Below are 16,608 nucleotides of genomic sequence, written 5' to 3' on the forward strand. Positions count from 1 at the left end.
GGTGAGCCATCCTGAGCTTGTCGAAGGGCGAACCACGCATAGCAGCCGTGCAATCTGACTTTTAAACACGAATAACTTGCGGAAATGAGATTTCCCGTGCAAAAGCGCGGCCATGCTTATTCTCGACGATATTTCCGTGCGGATGGCCGGCCGTTTGCTGATCGATCACGCCAGTCTCAATCTCCCATCCGGCACAAAAGCCGGGCTTGTGGGCCGCAACGGTGCGGGCAAATCCACGCTGTTCAAGGTCATCACAGGCGAACTTCATGCGGAGACCGGCGATTTCTTTTTGCCGAAGAATATCCGTATCGGTCAGGTGGCACAGGAAGCGCCCGGTACTGAAGATTCACTGATTGAAATTGTGCTTGCCGCCGACAAGGAACGCACTGAACTTCTGGCCGAGGCGGAAACTGCAACCGATCCGCATCGCATCGCTGATATTCATATCCGACTCGCCGATATCGATGCGCATTCGGCTGAAGCACGTGCTGGAGCGATCCTTTCTGGCCTTGGCTTTGATGCGGAAGCGCAAAAACGACCGGCATCATCGTTTTCCGGCGGCTGGCGCATGCGTGTTGCGCTGGCAGCGGTGCTGTTTGCTGAACCGGACCTTTTGCTGCTCGACGAGCCGACCAACTATCTCGATCTGGAAGGCACGTTATGGCTGGAAGATTACGTGCGCCGTTATCCGCACACGGTCATCCTTATCAGCCATGATCGCGACCTCTTGAATTCCGCTGTCAATTCCATCATCCATCTGGATCAAACCAAGTTGACGCTTTGGCAGGGCAATTACGATCAGTTCGAACGCCTGCGTTCAGAAGCATTGGAACTTCAGCAAAAGGCACGCACGAAACAGGAAGCGCACCGAAAGCACATGGAAGCCTTTGTGGAGCGGTTTCGCGCCAAGGCGTCCAAGGCCAAGCAGGCTCAATCCCGCTTGAAGGCATTGCAGAAGCTGAAGCCGATTTCCGCCCATATCGAAGATCATGTGATGCCGTTCCATTTTCCCGAACCGGAAAAGGTTGTGGCCTCTCCCATTATCGCGATTGAAAGCGGTGAGGTTGGCTATACGCCCGGCAAACCCATTCTCAAGCATTTGAACCTGCGTATCGATGCGGATGACCGCATTGCGCTGCTCGGATCGAACGGCAATGGTAAGTCGACGCTTGCCAAGCTGATCAGTGGGCGCCTGCCTTTGCAAAAAGGCAAGATCACGGTTGCATCGAATCTGAAGATTTCTTTCTTTGCCCAGCATCAGCTCGACGATCTCGTACCGGAAGACAATGCCATCGAGCATGTCCGCAAGCTGATGCCGGATGCACCGGAGGCGAAGGTGCGCGCGCGCGTCTCGCGCATGGGTCTCGCTACGGTCAAGATGAATACAGCAGCCAAAGATCTTTCCGGCGGTGAAAAAGCCCGGCTTTTGATGGGTCTTGCGACCTTTGAAGGCCCAAATCTGCTGATCCTCGACGAACCGACTAACCATCTCGATATCGACAGCCGCGAGGCATTGATGCATGCGCTCAATGAATTTGACGGTGCCGTTATCCTTATTGCTCATGATCGCCATCTGATCGAAGCAACAATGGACCGGCTGTGGTTGGTGCGTGATGGCGCTGTAGCGCCTTATGATGGCGATCTTGACGCTTACCGCTCGCTGGTTCTGGCTGATGCCAAGGCCGAGCGCTCGGGCAATAAGATCGTCGTCGAAGAAGGCCAGAAGCTCAGCAAAGCAGAACAGCGCAAGCTGGCCGCCCAAAAACGCGAAGCATTGAAGCCATTGCAGAAAAAGATTCAGGAAGCCGAAGCACAGGTTCAACGCTTTCAGAAGAAGATTGACTCGCTACAAATCCAGCTGGCAGACCCGATTATCTACTCCCGCGAACCGGCAAAGGCGACGCAGATCGGCAAAGAGATTGGCTATGCCAAGTCTTCATTGGCGCGTGCCGAGGAAGAATGGCTGGCGCTGTCCAGCGAATACGAAGCGGCCATGGCAGACTTATAATTCAGAAAATCGCAAGAGAGGGGACGTGCAGGTCGAAACCGCCCCCTCTCCTGGATATTTCAAGGGTTCAGCAACAGCCTATCCCTTGAAAGCCTGTCAAAGCTTGGGCAGGTCGATTGCAAGCATTGTCTTTTTACGCAATGGCAGTGCGTAGCCAGCAAACAGCGCGCCCAGCCCGATGATTGTCGATACTGCAAAAATCATAATAGAGGCTTCCCGCAATGCATCCGGCGTTGTAGCAGACGGGTAGCCGACAGCGTTTGCAGCAAGACCCGCTATGGCAGCGCCAATGGCATAGCCTGCTGATTGCAGGGTGGGCAGCAGGGCCGATGCGCGATCACGCTCGCCGCTTTTGGCAGCTTCCATGACTGTCTGGCTAAGGAAGCCCCAGCTTATACCGAAGCCCGTGCCGATCAATATCTGCCCAAGCATAACCACCAGAGGTTCGTCCAACGAGAAACCAAAGACGATGGTGGCAAGGCCGCTGACGAGCAGTGTTGGTCCAAGGCGAATCATCCACGCACGGCGGCGAGGATCCTGAATATTGGCAACAAGAATGGCAAACAGGCTCCATGCAATTGCAAAAGTTGCACTGAAAGCACCAGCTTTGGTCGGGCCATAACCCCAAAGGTTCTGCAAGGTCATGACCAGATAGACGGAAGTTGACGCTTGTGCGACCGGCATGAACAAGACAATCCACAAACCAATACCAACGGTGGAGTTGAGCGAGAAAGCGTCTGATGGAAAGAGCGGTGTGTCGCTGCGCCGATCAAGAGCAACCACCGAAGCAAGAACGATGGCTGCACCGGCGACGAAAAGTACTTCCATCGGCACGCTTTGCATGATGCTGGCCAAGGCAACGAGCATGATACCGGCACCAATGGCAGACAGGCGCAGAAATGGTACGCTTAACCGTTGTACCTCGCCGGAAAAACGCGGAACGATGCGGAATGTTAGCGCAATGAAGATCAGTCCCAAAGGCACATTGATGAGGAAGGCAGCGCGCCAGGACAGATTCTCTGTCAGCATGCCGGATACCAGCGGACCACCGAATGCCGCAATCGCCCAAACGACCGCTTCAGCACCAAAGACCTTGGCGACAAGCCGCGATGGAAACAGTTCCGGGATCAGCGCGTAACAGGTGGCAGCGATAATGCCCTCGCCCACCCCCTGAAGGGCCCGGCCTATCAGAACCTCGGTCATGGATGACGCAAAGCCCGCAATCAATGTACCGGCCAGAAATACCAAGGCGGAGCCAACAAGCGCGGTGCGTGAGCCAAAGCGGGCTTTCAACAGGGCGCCACTGGCGCCACCGACAATGGAAAACACCAGATAGAGCGTAAACGCCCACGATATCAGCTCGATGCCGCCAATTTCACCCACAGCAGTTGGAAGCGATGTGGACACCAAGAACCCGTTGAATGCAAAAAGAGCAACACCCAGACATAATGTCGTTGTTGCTGCTGAATAATCAGCGGTTAAAAGTTCGGACCAGCGGGCTTCGCTGGATTGAGCATGGTCACTCATGGCATTTCCTCAATTAAACAACATTTTTCTTTTTATATTCCCGTTTATAAAACAAGCAATAGCTTTTTTAATTTTTATATCTATATTGGCACCATGCAGGATCGTACGACAAATCGCATGCTTTATTCCTTGAAAGTGAACGGGGCCCAGACGGCAACGGCTCTGGCAGAGCGGCTGGATATTACAGCGGTCGCTGTTCGCCAGATGCTGGGCCGACTGCATGAAGCCGGTCTTGTCGATTATGAAGACAGCCGTGAAAGCGTGGGGCGACCGAAGAGGTTCTGGCATCTAACGGATGCCGGAAACGGGCAATTTCCGGATAACCATGCTGGACTGACCAGAGATCTCATCACCTCAATCTCTGCGGTTTTCGGGGAAGCCGGATTGGATCAACTGATTACCCACCGTGAACAGGCTACGCTTAATCAGTATCAACTCGCACTTGAGCCGATTGAAAGTCTTGAAGCCAAGGTGGAACAGCTTGCAGCCATTCGTTCGGCGGAAGGATATATGGCCACAAGCACCCGCGATGCTGAAGGCAATCTCGTTCTTGTTGAGAACCATTGCCCGATCTGCGTTGCAGCAAAGGCCTGCCAGAAACTTTGCCGCTCCGAACTTGAGGTATTTCAGGCCGCGCTTGGACCCGATGTTGAAGTCAAGCGTTTCGAGCATATCCTCAAGGGCGCTCGGCGTTGTGCCTATACGATTACAGCAAGGACAAAACAGAGCGATCAGCTTGCGATGAAACTGTAAACCACCGGACTGATAAAACGATCCCCTACCCGCCAATAATCACGAAGAGGTCCGCCTTCAAACTCGAAGCCCAACCGCGTCACCAACCGGATTGACGGCGCATTATCCGGATGGATAATCGCCGCGATGCGCCGCGTTTTCAGCTGATCAATGCAGTGGGTCATTATTTTTTTGACCGCTTCGGTCATCAGGCCCTGGCCGTGATACTCCGCCCGGAGAATATAGCCTATCTCAAGCTTGCGGCTATAGGCTTCGCGGTGATGATAATTGACCATTCCGATACATTCATCGGTCTTGATATCAGCCACGGCCCAGGCCATCGCCTGTTCCGGCTGCGCCACTTTTGCAAGAGCCCGGACCCAGCCACGCGTTTCCTGAATATTCCTGCACGGTGCAAAATCCCAATATTGCACGAGTTCCTGACTGCCAAGGCATGCGTGGAGACCCTTGTCATCCTTCGATTCGAACTGCCGCAAGCGCAGCCTTTGCGTGACCATAACAGGAAATTTTGCAGCCTGACTGGCCACTACCTGCCCCATTTTGACTGCGGTGGAGCGGGAAGCGGCGTTGCTTTGCGGCGGCGACGCAAAAACAGGAGCCCGACAATGCCAACCACTGTTAAAACAATGCCTGCGGGCATGATAGGCCAGTCAATGACCGCGACATTCTTGCGCAAAACCAGATCAACATGCGCCACTTCCAAACCGTCAAAATCCCCAGGTCCAATTGTGAAGAGATAGTCTCCGTCCTCGGTAAGATTGATATCGCCAATTTCATCGCGATAGATTTGCTGCCCCTGCGGCGAACCTTTGTTGGTGGCTTTTGAACCGGTGTAGTTCAGTGTTTCAACAAGGACATCCTTGCCCTTATGCGTGACGACCGCAGTCAAAGCGGTTCGGCTTACGGTCGGGATAAAATTGCGAAGCGTTTGCATATCGACAAAGGCACGGATCGGCGCATCCTCAGCTTTCAAGGCAATTGTTACCGGCTTATAAGGACCGGGGCGATCATAAACACGCCAGGTTCCAATTTCCTCTCCAGAGAAATTCAACGCCATCCATGGCCCGCCAATGCCGAAAACAACACCGATCACAAGCAGAATCAGGAAAACGAAACGCATCGGCGCCCCCTCAAAGCAATTCCAATTTACGCAATTTCGGACGGAAAACCGGTTCCCACTTTTCCTGAAATTGCTCCATCTTGATTTTTCGCAATTCCGGACGGAAAACCGGTTCCTACTTTTCCTGAAATTGCTTAGGCCTTTTTTTCCCAACGCCCCTCGGCATTTTGCTGCCAGTAGGTCAATGCATGGCCCTGATCTTTCAATAGCTTCCATTGGGCCCTGGCCTGCTCAAGTTGATGCTGATCGTGGCCGTCGAACATCAAAATAAGCCGCTCGTAATTTTCAGCGTCGCTCGGCACCGCACCATCGACGAGGAAGCGGACAGTTGCTGCATTGGGATTGGCGTCAGTGGTCGTCAAGATAACCGGCTGCTCCTCCGGGTTTGCCTCCTGATCCGTGCCATGAGCAAGAAATGACGAATCCGACCACGTCCATAAATGATTGTCCAGAGAGTCTCGCCGCTCTTCCGAGCCCGTTTGAATGACAACCTTCCACTTCCGGTCCAGTGAACGCTCGACAAGTCCGGGCAACGCATTTTCCAGCGTTGATTCAGTTAAGTGGTAGAAGAGAATTTCGGTCATTTCGTTCCGTATGTCAGAATTTCATGCAGTCCGGTCGTGTCTCGACCATACTGGCGGATACGCGCATCGAATCCCACCATTCCCGCAAGTGTGGCCTCTCGTCAATCAGCGTGGTGCCGGGCTCTACCGTATCGGCGGCTGCCAAGGTGCTCAGAATATAGAATGTGGCAAGTGTGGGTGCTGAAAAAGCGGCAGCAGGTGCTTCTTTAAGAAATCCCTCTAAAACACCCAAAACCTGCCGTGACTGGTCGATTGCTTCTTGCGTCGGAACAAGGCCACCGCGCCAGTAAGCTGGAACGTAAAGCCCCCAAACCAATGGCCGGTAAGCATAGCCGTCAATAATTCGCATGAGTTGCCGCATGCGCGCTGTATCCTTAGCGGATGATGGCACCAATTTCGGATCGTGAAAAATTGCGTCGATATAGTGGACAATGGCGTCAGTCTCATAAAGACGGAAACCATCTATTTCTATCGCCGGGATTTTCCTGAAAGGATGCAGTTGGTCATAGTCGGAAGGCAGATTGCCCTCGAAGGGATCGGATTCCACCATTGCAAACTTGGCCCCCTTTGCGAGGAGGACAAGTCTGACAATGCGCACATATACGCTTTCAAACGTTCCGTAGAGCGCAATTTCCACGATCAACCTTCAAAATTATCCTGAACCAGCCTGTCCAGAAGTCGCACGCCGAAACCCGAAGCCCATGACTGGCTGTATTCATTCGTGGGAGCGCCGATTGCTGTGGCCGCGATATCCAGATGCGCCCAAGGCGTATCGCCAACGAACCGTTGCAGGAATTGTGCAGCGATAATCGCGCCGCCATAACGTCCCCCAATATTCTTCATGTCGGCATTCTTGGTATCCAGAAGCTTGTCATATTCTGGTCCAAGCGGCATACGCCAGAGTTTTTCCCCTGTGGCGTGACCGGCTTCTAAAAGTTGGCCCGCCAGTTCGTCATCATTGGAGAAAAGGCCTGCATGATGAAGGCCAAGCGCCACCATGATCGCCCCTGTCAGCGTGGCGAGATTGATCATCAATTTGGGATTGAAACGGTCATTGCAGTAGTAAAGTGCATCCGCCAGAACAAGACGTCCTTCCGCATCGGTATTGAGCACTTCTATTGTCTGCCCCGACATTGAGGTCACGATGTCGCCCGGACGCTGGGCTTCGCCATTGATCATGTTTTCCACGATACCAATCACGCCGACGACATTCACCTTTGCCTTGCGCGTGGCCAAAGCATGCATGAGGCCGGTGACCGCTGCAGCGCCACCCATATCGCCCTTCATCTCCTCCATGCCGCCCGCCGTTTTAATGGACAGACCACCACTATCGAAGGTCACTCCCTTACCGACGAAAGCAATAGGGTCATCCTTGTTCTTGCCCCCGTTCCACTGCATGACAGCCAGACGCGCCGGATGGGAAGAGCCCTGTGCAACGCCCAAAAGCGAGCCCATTCCCAGTTTTTTCATGTCCTTTTCAGATAATATTTCGACCTTCACATCGAGTTTCTTCAATTCCTCGATACGTTCGGAAAATTCGATCGGCCCAAGCATATTGGCAGGTTCATTCACCAGATCGCGCGCCAGCATAACGCCTTCTGCGACAGCCTCTGCCTGAGCAAAGGCTTTTTTAGCTGCTTGAGGATCTGCAACGTGAATGGTTATGCGTGTGGAGCGATAGTCCTTTTCGCCATCCTTGTTCTTTTTCGTTTTGTATTTGTTGAAACTATAGGAGCGCAGCAACATGCCGAGCGCAAAATCAGCAGCACTCGTGGCCGCAACTTCCATATCGGGAAGAGCCAGAACCACGGATATGTTTTTCACACCGGCCACTTTCGCAAGCGCGGCACCGCCCATTTTCAGCCAATCATCGGCCTTAAGTTTGTCTGGATCACCCGCTCCTATAAGCACCAACTGATCAAGGCGAGTATCCGCAGGAGCGATTGTGGAAATTGCTGAAGCCAGTTTGCCTTTGAAATCCGAGACATTGATGATACGCGACAGCGCAGCGGCACCAATAACGGATTCGGCCTCCGAAGCGACCTTGCCTTCAGCAACGGCCAGCAGAACGGCGGTATTACCTTCGATTGGCGCGAGCTTTGCAAAACTGATGGATGGGCGTTTGGACATGATATCTCCAGATTGAACAAAACGTGATATTCTTATTTATCAAACGTGATGAAATAAGGAACTCAACGAAGGATGTGGACTAACACCTTGTTAACCAGCTTTCTTCGCCTATTTTTAGCCAAGCCTGACTAGATTGAACTAAAGTCGGTATATAGAACACGTAACGGGTTCGTCCCAAAATTCCATGAAGTTCATGGGATAAATTGAACAGCCCGGACTTTTCCGGTCCGGTGGTTAAACAAGGTGGCGGAACTCTTCTTGCGAAACATGACATGCGCCTGATTGAGATATATATCTTGCGACGGATCGTCGTCATGTTTTTTGCTGTCCTGCTTTCTGCAGTCGGCGTGACCTGGATTGTTCAGGTGCTCGGACGTATCAACTTCCTGACGACCAGTGGACAGAACTTTTTTTACATCCTCAAGTTCAGTTCCAATCTGCTTCCATCGGCCTTCCCACTTGTCATGCCGTTTGCGTTGGTGATTGCTGTTACGCAGACGCTTTCGACAATGAACCAGGATTCGGAGCTTGTCGTTATCAATGCCGCTGGTGCGCCGCGCTCGGCTGTTATCCGCCCTGTTCTGGTTTTTGCTGCAGTCGTGTCGATTTCATCTTTCATCATTGCAAATTTCGTTGCGCCCTATGCCAGCCTCAATATGCGCCAGATGATTGCCGACGCGAATGCCGATGTCGTCAATCTTGTGGTGCAGCAAGGTGCTTTTCAGAAATTGGCCGATGATCTCTATATCCAGATCGAAGCACGCGACTCCAATGGCTCGATCAAAGGGCTATTCGTTTCCGATTCACGCGATCCAACGACCGATCTGATCTATTATGCAAAGGAAGGGCTGGTCGTTGAAACAGGAAGCCAGAGCCTTCTGGTCATGAAAGATGGAGAAATTGATCGTAGGGACGTCCAGACCGGCAATGTTTCCATCATCAAGTTCAATACATATGCACTCGATCTGGCGGCATTTCTGGCAGCAGACGAGCACGAGCCCACCATTTATGCAAAAGATCGCCCTCTGGAGCAGTTGTTAAATCCAGATCCAAACGACAAACAATACAAGAGCAATCCACAGCGTTTCACGTCTGAAATATACAAGCGCTTCACTGAGTGGAGCTATGCTTTTGTATTTGCGCTGATTGCACTGGCAGCCGCCGCCGACTCACGTTCCCATCGCGAAGCACGAATCTCCGCCTCGTTCACAGCCATTACGCTTAGCCTTATTGTGTTCTGGATGGCCTACTCGACAGGTCAAAACACCAACAAGAACGCTAATTTGCTGCCGCTTTTGATAGCAATACCGCTGTTTGCAGGTCTCGCGGCAAGCTATGCACTGGCCACGAACCGGCAAATTGGTCTTCCTGACAGTTGGACAAAGTGGCTGAAGTCAAATCTGGCGGCACGGCAGGAAGCCTTCGCAGGCGTAAGCACGAAGCTGTTTAAGCGCAAACGCGGAGGCCATCGCAAATGATAGGCTGGACTCTGGGTCGCTATTTCTTTTTGCGCTATGTGACGATCACGGCATATTTTCTGCTGGGGAGCTTCGCGCTGGCGCTCATTCTCGACTTTACCGAGCTGTCGGGCAAATTGTCGCCATTGCCCGATTATTCGCCGCTCGCTGCATTCGGCATATCAGCGATGCGCATCCCTTTCATCATGCAGCAGGTGTTTCCCTTCATTGCCCTGTTTTCTGCCATGGCAACGCTGATTTCGCTCAACAGGAAGTACGAGCTGGTGGTCGCACGCTCAGTCGGCGTTTCAGCGTGGCAGTTCCTGCTACCGGCCTGCGCGGGTGCCTTGCTTTTTGGTCTTATTGCCATACTTCTGGTCAATCCCCTCGCCGCTTATGGCTACGAGCGAAGTGAGCTGATCACTTCGGAATGGCGTTCCGGGAAAGCAAATGATGTCAGTACGAACCGCGTGCCCTGGCTTCGGCAAAAGACCGAAGAAGGTGAAACCATCATTGGAGCCAAATCTATCGTCAATCGTGGTTTACGATTGGTTGACGCCACTTTCATTCGGCTGGACAAAAATCAGGACATTCAGGAACGCCTTGATGCACGAACAGCTGATTTGAAAGACGGCTATTGGGAACTCAACAATGTGACCAAATTTGTGCTTGGCGAAACCCCTGTTCCGCTGGCTTCTGTGCGCATTCCGACGCATCTTCGCCCTGAATTCGTTGAAGAAAGCCTCGCCAAGCCTGAAACGATTCCTTTTTTCGAGCTACGTAACAAAATTGCCGCAGCCCGCTCTTTCGGTTATTCAGCCAACAGTTTTGACATGCATTACCAGTCTTTGCTGGCTTTACCGGCTCTATTGATGGCGATGACTTTGATCGCTGCAACAGTTTCATTGAAATTTGTTCGCTTTGGACAATCCGGAACGATGATTCTGGGTGGCGTCCTGGCGGGCTTCGTGCTTTATGTCGTCACTGTTGTGGTCAAGGCATTTGGCAATGCGGGATTCGTCCCGCCTTTCATTGCCGCATGGACACCCGTGTTGATTGCAACATTCTTTGGGGTCTCCTTTCTGTTGCACAAGGAGGATGGTTAGAGTGGGATTGAATATAACGCGCTCGGTGTTACCGTCGTGGCTCGCACGCTTGTTGTGCGGGACGGCAGTGCTATGCCTAGCGGGCGGGATTTCACTCCCAGCCTATGCCCAGACGAGTGATGCACTTACGGGTACTGTCCAGACAAATCCAAATGCACAGCTTCTTCTGGAATCAGACGAGCTTATCTACGATATCAATGCCAAGACGATTTCCGCCGTCGGCGGCGTGCAGATTGACTATGATGGAAACCGGCTTGTTGCGCGTCAGGTTACGTATGATCAGAAGACTGGCCGGCTGAAGGCCATGGGCAAGGTCGAGATTGTCGAAAAAGACGGCAATCGGATTTACGCTGAAAACCTTGATGTCACCGATGATTTCCGCGAAGGCTTTGTCAACGCCCTGCGCGTTGAGTCCGCTGACAATACACGGTTCGCAGCTGAAAGCGCCGAGCGTGTTGGCGGTGAAATTACAACCTTCAACAACGGTATATATACTGCCTGTGAGCCTTGCCGAACAAAGCCGGACAGAGCCCCGCTGTGGCAGGTCCGCGCGCAAAAGATCATTTGGAACGGCAAGAAAAAGACTATTCGTTTCGAGCGCGGCCGCTTTGAAATGTTCGGTATGCCGTTGGCTTTCCTTCCGGCTTTCGAAATTGCTGACCCGACGGTCAAGCGCAAAAGCGGCTTTCTCATTCCGAGCTACAAGCACGAAACTGACCTTGGATCAGGCGTTTCTGTCCCATATTTCTGGGCTCTTGCGCCCAATTATGATCTGACGCTTACCGGCACCTATTATAGTAAACAGGGTTTTCTCGGTGAAGCTGAATGGCGCCATCGCCTGAACAATGGCGAGTATTCGATCAAGGTTGCCGGCATCAGCCAGCGCGATCCCGGGGCTTTTGACAAAGGTGAGGATGTTGACCGCGACAACCATGGTCGCGGCATGATCGCATCCAAGGGCGCTTTGAAGATCAATCCACGATGGACTGTTGGCTGGAATGTTATGGCTCAGTCTGACAAGGCATTCGCCTATCGATATGGTATTGACGACTATGACGGCTACAATATCACCAATCAGGTATATCTAACGGGTATCAATGATCGAAACTATTTCGATCTTCGGTTCTATAATTTCCTTGTTCAGGAATCGATTGACAATAATAACTCCCGCGCACAGGAAACGAAACAACCTTGGGTAATGCCAAGTTTGGATTACGCTTACACACCAACTCAATCAGTTGCAGGCGGCGAATTGAACTTCGATGTGAACTTGCAAGCTCTACATCGGGACAGGTCGTCATGTTCCACTCCGCGTGGTGAACCAACGATTTGTGATGGTGGATATATTTCTGGTGTTGAAGGCAATAACGGACGACTAACTGCCGAAGCTGAGTGGAAGCGCACATTCATTGCACCGAACGGACTTGTCATCACCCCTCTTCTCGCTTTGCGTGGCGATGGAATGTATGTGGATTCCGATACGGCTGGTGTGGTGCGTTCTGAAGCATTCCGCGGCATGGCAACAGCGGGCCTTGAAGCCAGATGGCCCATCCTGTTCTCGACAACGAGCGCGACTCATGTTCTCGAGCCAACGGCTCAGCTTTTCGTTCGCAACAATGAGCCTTATGCGGGCGAAATGCCGAACGAGGATGCGCAGAGCTTTGTTTTCGATGCATCCAGCCTGTTCGAACGTGACAAATTCTCCGGCTATGACCGGGTTGAAGGCGGCACACGTGTCAATCTTGGCGTTCGGTATTCCGGTACATTCAGCAACGGTCTGTCGCTGAATGGTATTGCCGGTCAATCATTCCACATTGCTGGACAAAACTCGTTCGATACGAATGACTTTGTGAATGTCGGAGCAGAGTCCGGCCTTGAAGATGATCGTTCCGACTATGTTGCCATGATTGGCGCCAATTACGGCCGGTTCAACCTGACCACCGGCGGACGCTTCGACAAGGACACATTTGAAGTGCGCCGTGCTGAAGTTGCCAGCACAACTGACAGCAAGTATGGTTCAGCCTTTGTCAAATATGCATTCATTGACAAACAGGAGACCTATGGATTTCCGACTGACCGCCACGAAGTGACGGTGGGCGGCTCTGCCAAGATAACGCCAAACTGGCGCGTTCTGGGATCAGGAACATATGATCTCGTATCCGAGACGTTGGTGAAGCGGACCGCAGCTCTGGCTTATGATGATGAATGCTTCACATACAGCATGTATTATCAGCAAGAACAGCCCGTGACCGCCAGGGGTGCAGAAGGCGACAAGACGACCAAATTCGGATTCAATATCTCGTTCAGAACGCTTTGGGGCGTTGGTGAACCAGTCGATATTGGCGGCATCTGACTGTTACGCCTGACGACCGCTCTTGCGGTCAGTCATGCTTTTGCCTTAGTAAAGCGACAGTAATAATAAATACGAACACCAGAGCACTAAGGCTACAGCCCGCTTATTATGGGCGGACAATGATTGGATAGTTAGGAATGATGGCGAGGAACCATGTTATTGCAGCGGCTTTGTTTGCCGTAATCGGCTCCAGTCTAACGATTGGGGCTGTGCTTCCCGCAACCGCAAGCCAGATTAAAGTTGTGGTCAATGGTGTCCCTATCACCGATTACGATATTTCCCGACGCGCTGCCTTCCTCAAGCTGCAGCGTAAAAAGGGCGATGCCAAAGCAGAATTGACAGAAGAAGCACTGAAGCGCCAAGAATTGCGGCGGCTCAATCTTCTTGTCGGCGATGGCGAGGTTAATGATGCTTTCGCCCGGTTTGCGACCAATAACAAGATGACTTTGGCTCAGCTCAAAGATGTCTTGAGCAAGGCTGGCGTGACCGCGCAGCATTTCAAGGAATATATCCGCATCCAGATGAGCTGGGGCCGCGCATTGGCAACTCGCAATCGTTCACAGGGCGGTGCAAAATTTACCGAGCAGGACGCGGTTCAACGCATGCTCAAGGATGGCGGAAAGAAACCTGTTTCTACCGAGTATCAGTTGCAGCAGGTCATTTTTGTGGTACCTGCAAACCAGCGTAACAGTATCGCAAAGCGCCGCAGCGAAGCCAATGCCATGCGCGCCAAATTCAATGGCTGTGATGGCACACGGGATATCGCAAAGGGCACACTTGATGTGACCGTGCGTGACCTTGGCAAATTTATCGAGCAGGAACTGCCCCCTGAATGGGCAGCTCAGGTAAAATCGACATCGGCCGGCCACGCCACCGCTACCCTTGATACGGATAAAGGCGTTGAATATCTGGGCGTTTGTGCGACACGTCAGGTTTCAGATGACCGTGTGGCTCGCATGGTCTTTGCCCAAGAACAAAATAGCGGCAAGGGCAATGCGACGGCAGAGGCAGTCGACAAGAAATATCTTGATGAGTTGCGCGCCAAGGCGAAAATTACCAACGAATAACAAGGCGGGCCTTCAGCACGCCTATCTCACACAGTACGGGGCGTGCCCATGACTGCTATCGCTGTAAGCTGCGGCGACCCTTCGGGTATAGGTCCTGAAATTGCTATTGCCTGTTGGTTGAAACGCAAGGAATTGCGTCTTTCTCCATTTTTCCTGCTTGCTGATCCTAAACTGATCGAAGCACGGGCAAAGCTTACCGGGCAGAATTGCACGATTGCTGTTTCAACACCGGCAAAGGCTTCAGACCTTTTCACAGAGGCGCTTCCCATAGTGCCGCTCGAAAATCTGCAGGTTGACCAGCCTGGAACACCGCTGGTCGAAAATGCCCCAGGGACGATGGAGGCTATCGAGCGCGCAGTTGCATTAAGCCTTTCGGGCGAAGCACGGGCCGTCGTCACCTGCCCCATTGCAAAGAAACCACTCTATGACGCAGGATTTCGGTTTCCCGGCCATACGGAATTTCTTGCACATCTTGCCGCCCAGCATCTCGGACATGAGGTGACGCCCGTCATGATGCTTGCCGGACCGTTGCTCAGAACCGTCCCCGTGACCATACATATTGGCCTTGCTCAGGTTCCGCTTGTTCTGGACACTCAAACCATCGTTGCCATATCCCGTATTACTGCGGACGCGCTCAAAAGCCAGTTCGGAATTGCCGAACCACGGCTTGCGATAGCCGGCCTTAATCCCCATGCGGGTGAAGGCGGCAGCATGGGAACCGAAGATGAAACCATCGTCGGGCCGGCGATCCATATTCTTCGTTCGGAAGGTATTGACGCACGCGGCCCCCTGCCAGCCGATACAATGTTTCATGCGGCAGCCCGGGCAACATACGACGTTGCGATCTGCATGTATCACGATCAGGCGTTGATACCGGCAAAGACGCTTGGATTTGACGACAGTGTCAATGTTACGCTTGGCCTGCCCTTCATACGTACCTCGCCCGACCACGGCACCGCGTTTGATATTGCAGGGCATGGAAAGGCCAAGCCCGACAGTCTGATTGCAGCGCTTCGCCTCGCCGATGAACTGGTATCAAACAAAAAAGAAAAGAATACTGCATGAGTATCGACGACCTTCCACCCTTACGCGAAGTCATCGAACGCCATGAACTGATGGCGAGAAAATCGCTGGGCCAAAATTTCCTTTTCGATCTGAACCTGACCGCAAAGATCGCCCGTCAGGCAGGTGAACTGGAAGGACAGACAGTTATAGAAGTTGGCCCCGGCCCCGGTGGCCTGACACGCGCACTGCTGGCACAGGGCGCCAATGTTATTGCCATTGAACGGGACGAGCGCTGTCTGGCAGCGCTTCGGGAGATTTCCGATCATTATCCGGGCCGTCTTTGTGTCATTCCGGGTGATGCGATGGAAACCGACTTTGCAGCGCTGGCGGGCGATGGAAAAATAAAGATCGTTGCGAACCTGCCCTATAATGTCGGGACGCCACTGCTGGTCGGCTGGCTTTTGGCAGAGCCTTGGCCGCCATTCTATTCCTCGCTAACGTTGATGTTCCAGCGCGAAGTGGCTGAACGCATTGTCGCGCGACCGGGGTCAGACTCTTATGGTCGGCTTGGTGTGCTTGCAGGATGGCGTACAGAGGCGAGGATAACGTTTGACGTGCCGCCGCAGGCATTCACCCCTCCGCCGAAAGTAACGTCCTCAGTGGTGCATATGGCGCCACGGGAAACGCCATTGGCTTGTGATGCTACGGTTTTAGGCAAGGTTACGCAGGCTGCCTTTGGCCAGCGCCGCAAAATGCTGCGCCAAAGCGTGAAATCGCTGGGCGGCGAAGCATTGCTTGCAAAAGCAGGAATTGATCCGACCCGACGCGCCGAAACACTGTCTATTGACGAGTTTGTGGCCCTGGCGAATTCGCTTTAGAGCTTTTCTTCCAGAAGCCCATTGACGAAATCAAACAGACCGGGAGAACGATCCCGGCGCAGGCGCTCTGCCGTGACGATTGACTGAACCTGATTATAGGCTCGGTCCAAATCCTTGTTGACGATGACATAATCGTAAGAACGCCAACGCTCGATCTCATTACGCGCATTGCGCAGGCGCATGTCGATGACCTCTTCGGTGTCTTCGGCACGGCGATGAAGACGCTGCTTCAGATCGGCCATGGAAGGCGGTAAAATGAAAATGCTGACAACATCGCCTTTCATCTTTTCCTGCAATTGCAGCGCGCCCTGCCAGTCAATATCGAACAACATATCCTGGCCATCGGCAAGCGCATTCTCAGCGGCCTCGCGGGGGGTGCCGTAAAAATTACCGTGGACTTCCGCCCACTCAATCAATTCGTCACTGTCGCGCAGGCGTTCGAACTCACGCACCGAAATAAAATGGTAATGGACGCCCTCGATCTCACTGGGGCGACGTGCGCGCGTTGTAACGCTGACAGACAGCGCCAGCTCAAGCTTTTCTTTATCGTTCAGCAACAGGCGGGCAATGGTCGATTTGCCAGCACCAGAAGGTGATGAAAGCACCAGCATAAGGCCGCG

15 protein-coding genes are annotated in these 16,608 nt (G+C 52.8%); 8 read left to right on the forward strand and 7 right to left on the reverse strand.

The annotated features are described in order from the left end of the window. Positions 1-112 precede the first annotated feature (112 nt). Positions 113-2,008 (forward strand): ABC-F family ATP-binding cassette domain-containing protein, encoded by a 1,896-nt coding sequence (locus ACYJL1_RS13570; RefSeq protein ID WP_460895875.1) that lies wholly within the window; start codon positions 113-115, stop codon positions 2,006-2,008. Positions 2,009-2,104: 96 nt separating this feature from the next. Here ACYJL1_RS13570 and ACYJL1_RS13575 read toward each other — a convergent pair whose 3' ends face one another. Further along, on the reverse strand, positions 2,105-3,535 hold the full coding sequence (locus ACYJL1_RS13575; protein ID WP_460895876.1) for an MFS transporter: 1,431 nt from the start codon (positions 3,533-3,535) through the stop codon (positions 2,105-2,107). A gap of 117 nt (positions 3,536-3,652) precedes the next feature. On the opposite strand from ACYJL1_RS13575, the gene ACYJL1_RS13580 reads away from it, so the two are divergent. Next, positions 3,653-4,288, forward strand: a complete 636-nt coding sequence (locus tag ACYJL1_RS13580; RefSeq protein WP_460895877.1) for a helix-turn-helix transcriptional regulator — start codon at positions 3,653-3,655, stop codon at positions 4,286-4,288. Here ACYJL1_RS13580 and ACYJL1_RS13585 read toward each other — a convergent pair. The 5 genes from ACYJL1_RS13585 to ACYJL1_RS13605 form a co-directional block, all read right to left on the reverse strand. Continuing rightward, positions 4,267-4,827 (reverse strand): GNAT family N-acetyltransferase, encoded by a 561-nt coding sequence (locus ACYJL1_RS13585; RefSeq protein ID WP_460895878.1) that lies wholly within the window; start codon positions 4,825-4,827, stop codon positions 4,267-4,269. The genes ACYJL1_RS13580 and ACYJL1_RS13585 overlap by 22 nt on opposite strands. Then, the gene (locus ACYJL1_RS13590) at positions 4,815-5,408 is read right to left on the reverse strand and encodes a hypothetical protein (RefSeq protein WP_460895879.1); all 594 of its coding nucleotides are present in this window, start codon (positions 5,406-5,408) and stop codon (positions 4,815-4,817) included. Before ACYJL1_RS13590 ends, ACYJL1_RS13585 begins: the two co-directional genes overlap by 13 nt. 134 nt (positions 5,409-5,542) lie before the next feature. Further along, positions 5,543-5,992 (reverse strand): DNA polymerase III subunit chi, encoded by a 450-nt coding sequence (locus ACYJL1_RS13595; protein ID WP_460895880.1) that lies wholly within the window; start codon positions 5,990-5,992, stop codon positions 5,543-5,545. 13 nt (positions 5,993-6,005) lie between these two features. Then, positions 6,006-6,629 carry a glutathione S-transferase family protein gene (locus ACYJL1_RS13600; RefSeq protein ID WP_460895881.1) on the reverse strand — a complete coding sequence of 208 codons (624 nt, stop codon included), beginning with the start codon at positions 6,627-6,629 and terminating at the stop codon, positions 6,006-6,008. A 2-nt stretch (positions 6,630-6,631) separates the two neighbouring features. Then, positions 6,632-8,122, reverse strand: a complete 1,491-nt coding sequence (locus tag ACYJL1_RS13605; protein WP_460895882.1) for a leucyl aminopeptidase — start codon at positions 8,120-8,122, stop codon at positions 6,632-6,634. A gap of 314 nt (positions 8,123-8,436) precedes the next feature. On the opposite strand from ACYJL1_RS13605, the gene ACYJL1_RS13610 reads away from it, so the two are divergent. From ACYJL1_RS13610 to rsmA, 6 genes are all read left to right on the forward strand, one after another. Beyond that, positions 8,437-9,600 carry an LptF/LptG family permease gene (locus tag ACYJL1_RS13610; RefSeq protein WP_460895883.1) on the forward strand — a complete coding sequence of 388 codons (1,164 nt, stop codon included), beginning with the start codon at positions 8,437-8,439 and terminating at the stop codon, positions 9,598-9,600. Beyond that, a complete protein-coding gene (gene lptG, locus ACYJL1_RS13615) occupies positions 9,597-10,685 on the forward strand; it encodes an LPS export ABC transporter permease LptG (RefSeq protein WP_460895884.1) in 1,089 nt (362 codons plus the stop codon). The genes ACYJL1_RS13610 and lptG overlap by 4 nt, the downstream gene beginning before the upstream one ends. Before the next feature lies 1 nt (position 10,686). Further along, positions 10,687-13,038 (forward strand): LPS-assembly protein LptD, encoded by a 2,352-nt coding sequence (locus ACYJL1_RS13620; protein WP_460895885.1) that lies wholly within the window; start codon positions 10,687-10,689, stop codon positions 13,036-13,038. Positions 13,039-13,175: 137 nt separating this feature from the next. After that, positions 13,176-14,105, forward strand: coding sequence for a SurA N-terminal domain-containing protein (locus tag ACYJL1_RS13625; RefSeq protein WP_460895886.1), 930 nt, complete (start codon positions 13,176-13,178; stop codon positions 14,103-14,105). Between the two features lie 48 nt (positions 14,106-14,153). Continuing rightward, the gene (gene pdxA, locus ACYJL1_RS13630) at positions 14,154-15,170 is read left to right on the forward strand and encodes a 4-hydroxythreonine-4-phosphate dehydrogenase PdxA (RefSeq protein ID WP_460895887.1); all 1,017 of its coding nucleotides are present in this window, start codon (positions 14,154-14,156) and stop codon (positions 15,168-15,170) included. Continuing rightward, complete coding sequence (gene rsmA, locus ACYJL1_RS13635) at positions 15,167-15,988, forward strand: 16S rRNA (adenine(1518)-N(6)/adenine(1519)-N(6))-dimethyltransferase RsmA (protein WP_460895888.1); 822 nt, start codon at positions 15,167-15,169, stop codon at positions 15,986-15,988. Before pdxA ends, rsmA begins: the two co-directional genes overlap by 4 nt. Here rsmA and gmk read toward each other — a convergent pair. Then, on the reverse strand, positions 15,985-16,599 hold the full coding sequence (gmk, locus tag ACYJL1_RS13640; protein WP_460898039.1) for a guanylate kinase: 615 nt from the start codon (positions 16,597-16,599) through the stop codon (positions 15,985-15,987). The two genes, rsmA and gmk, sit on opposite strands and share 4 nt — an antisense overlap. Between the last annotated feature and the right edge of the window lie 9 nt (positions 16,600-16,608).

The sequence above is a fragment of the Phyllobacterium sp. K27 genome (genome assembly GCF_054796155.1).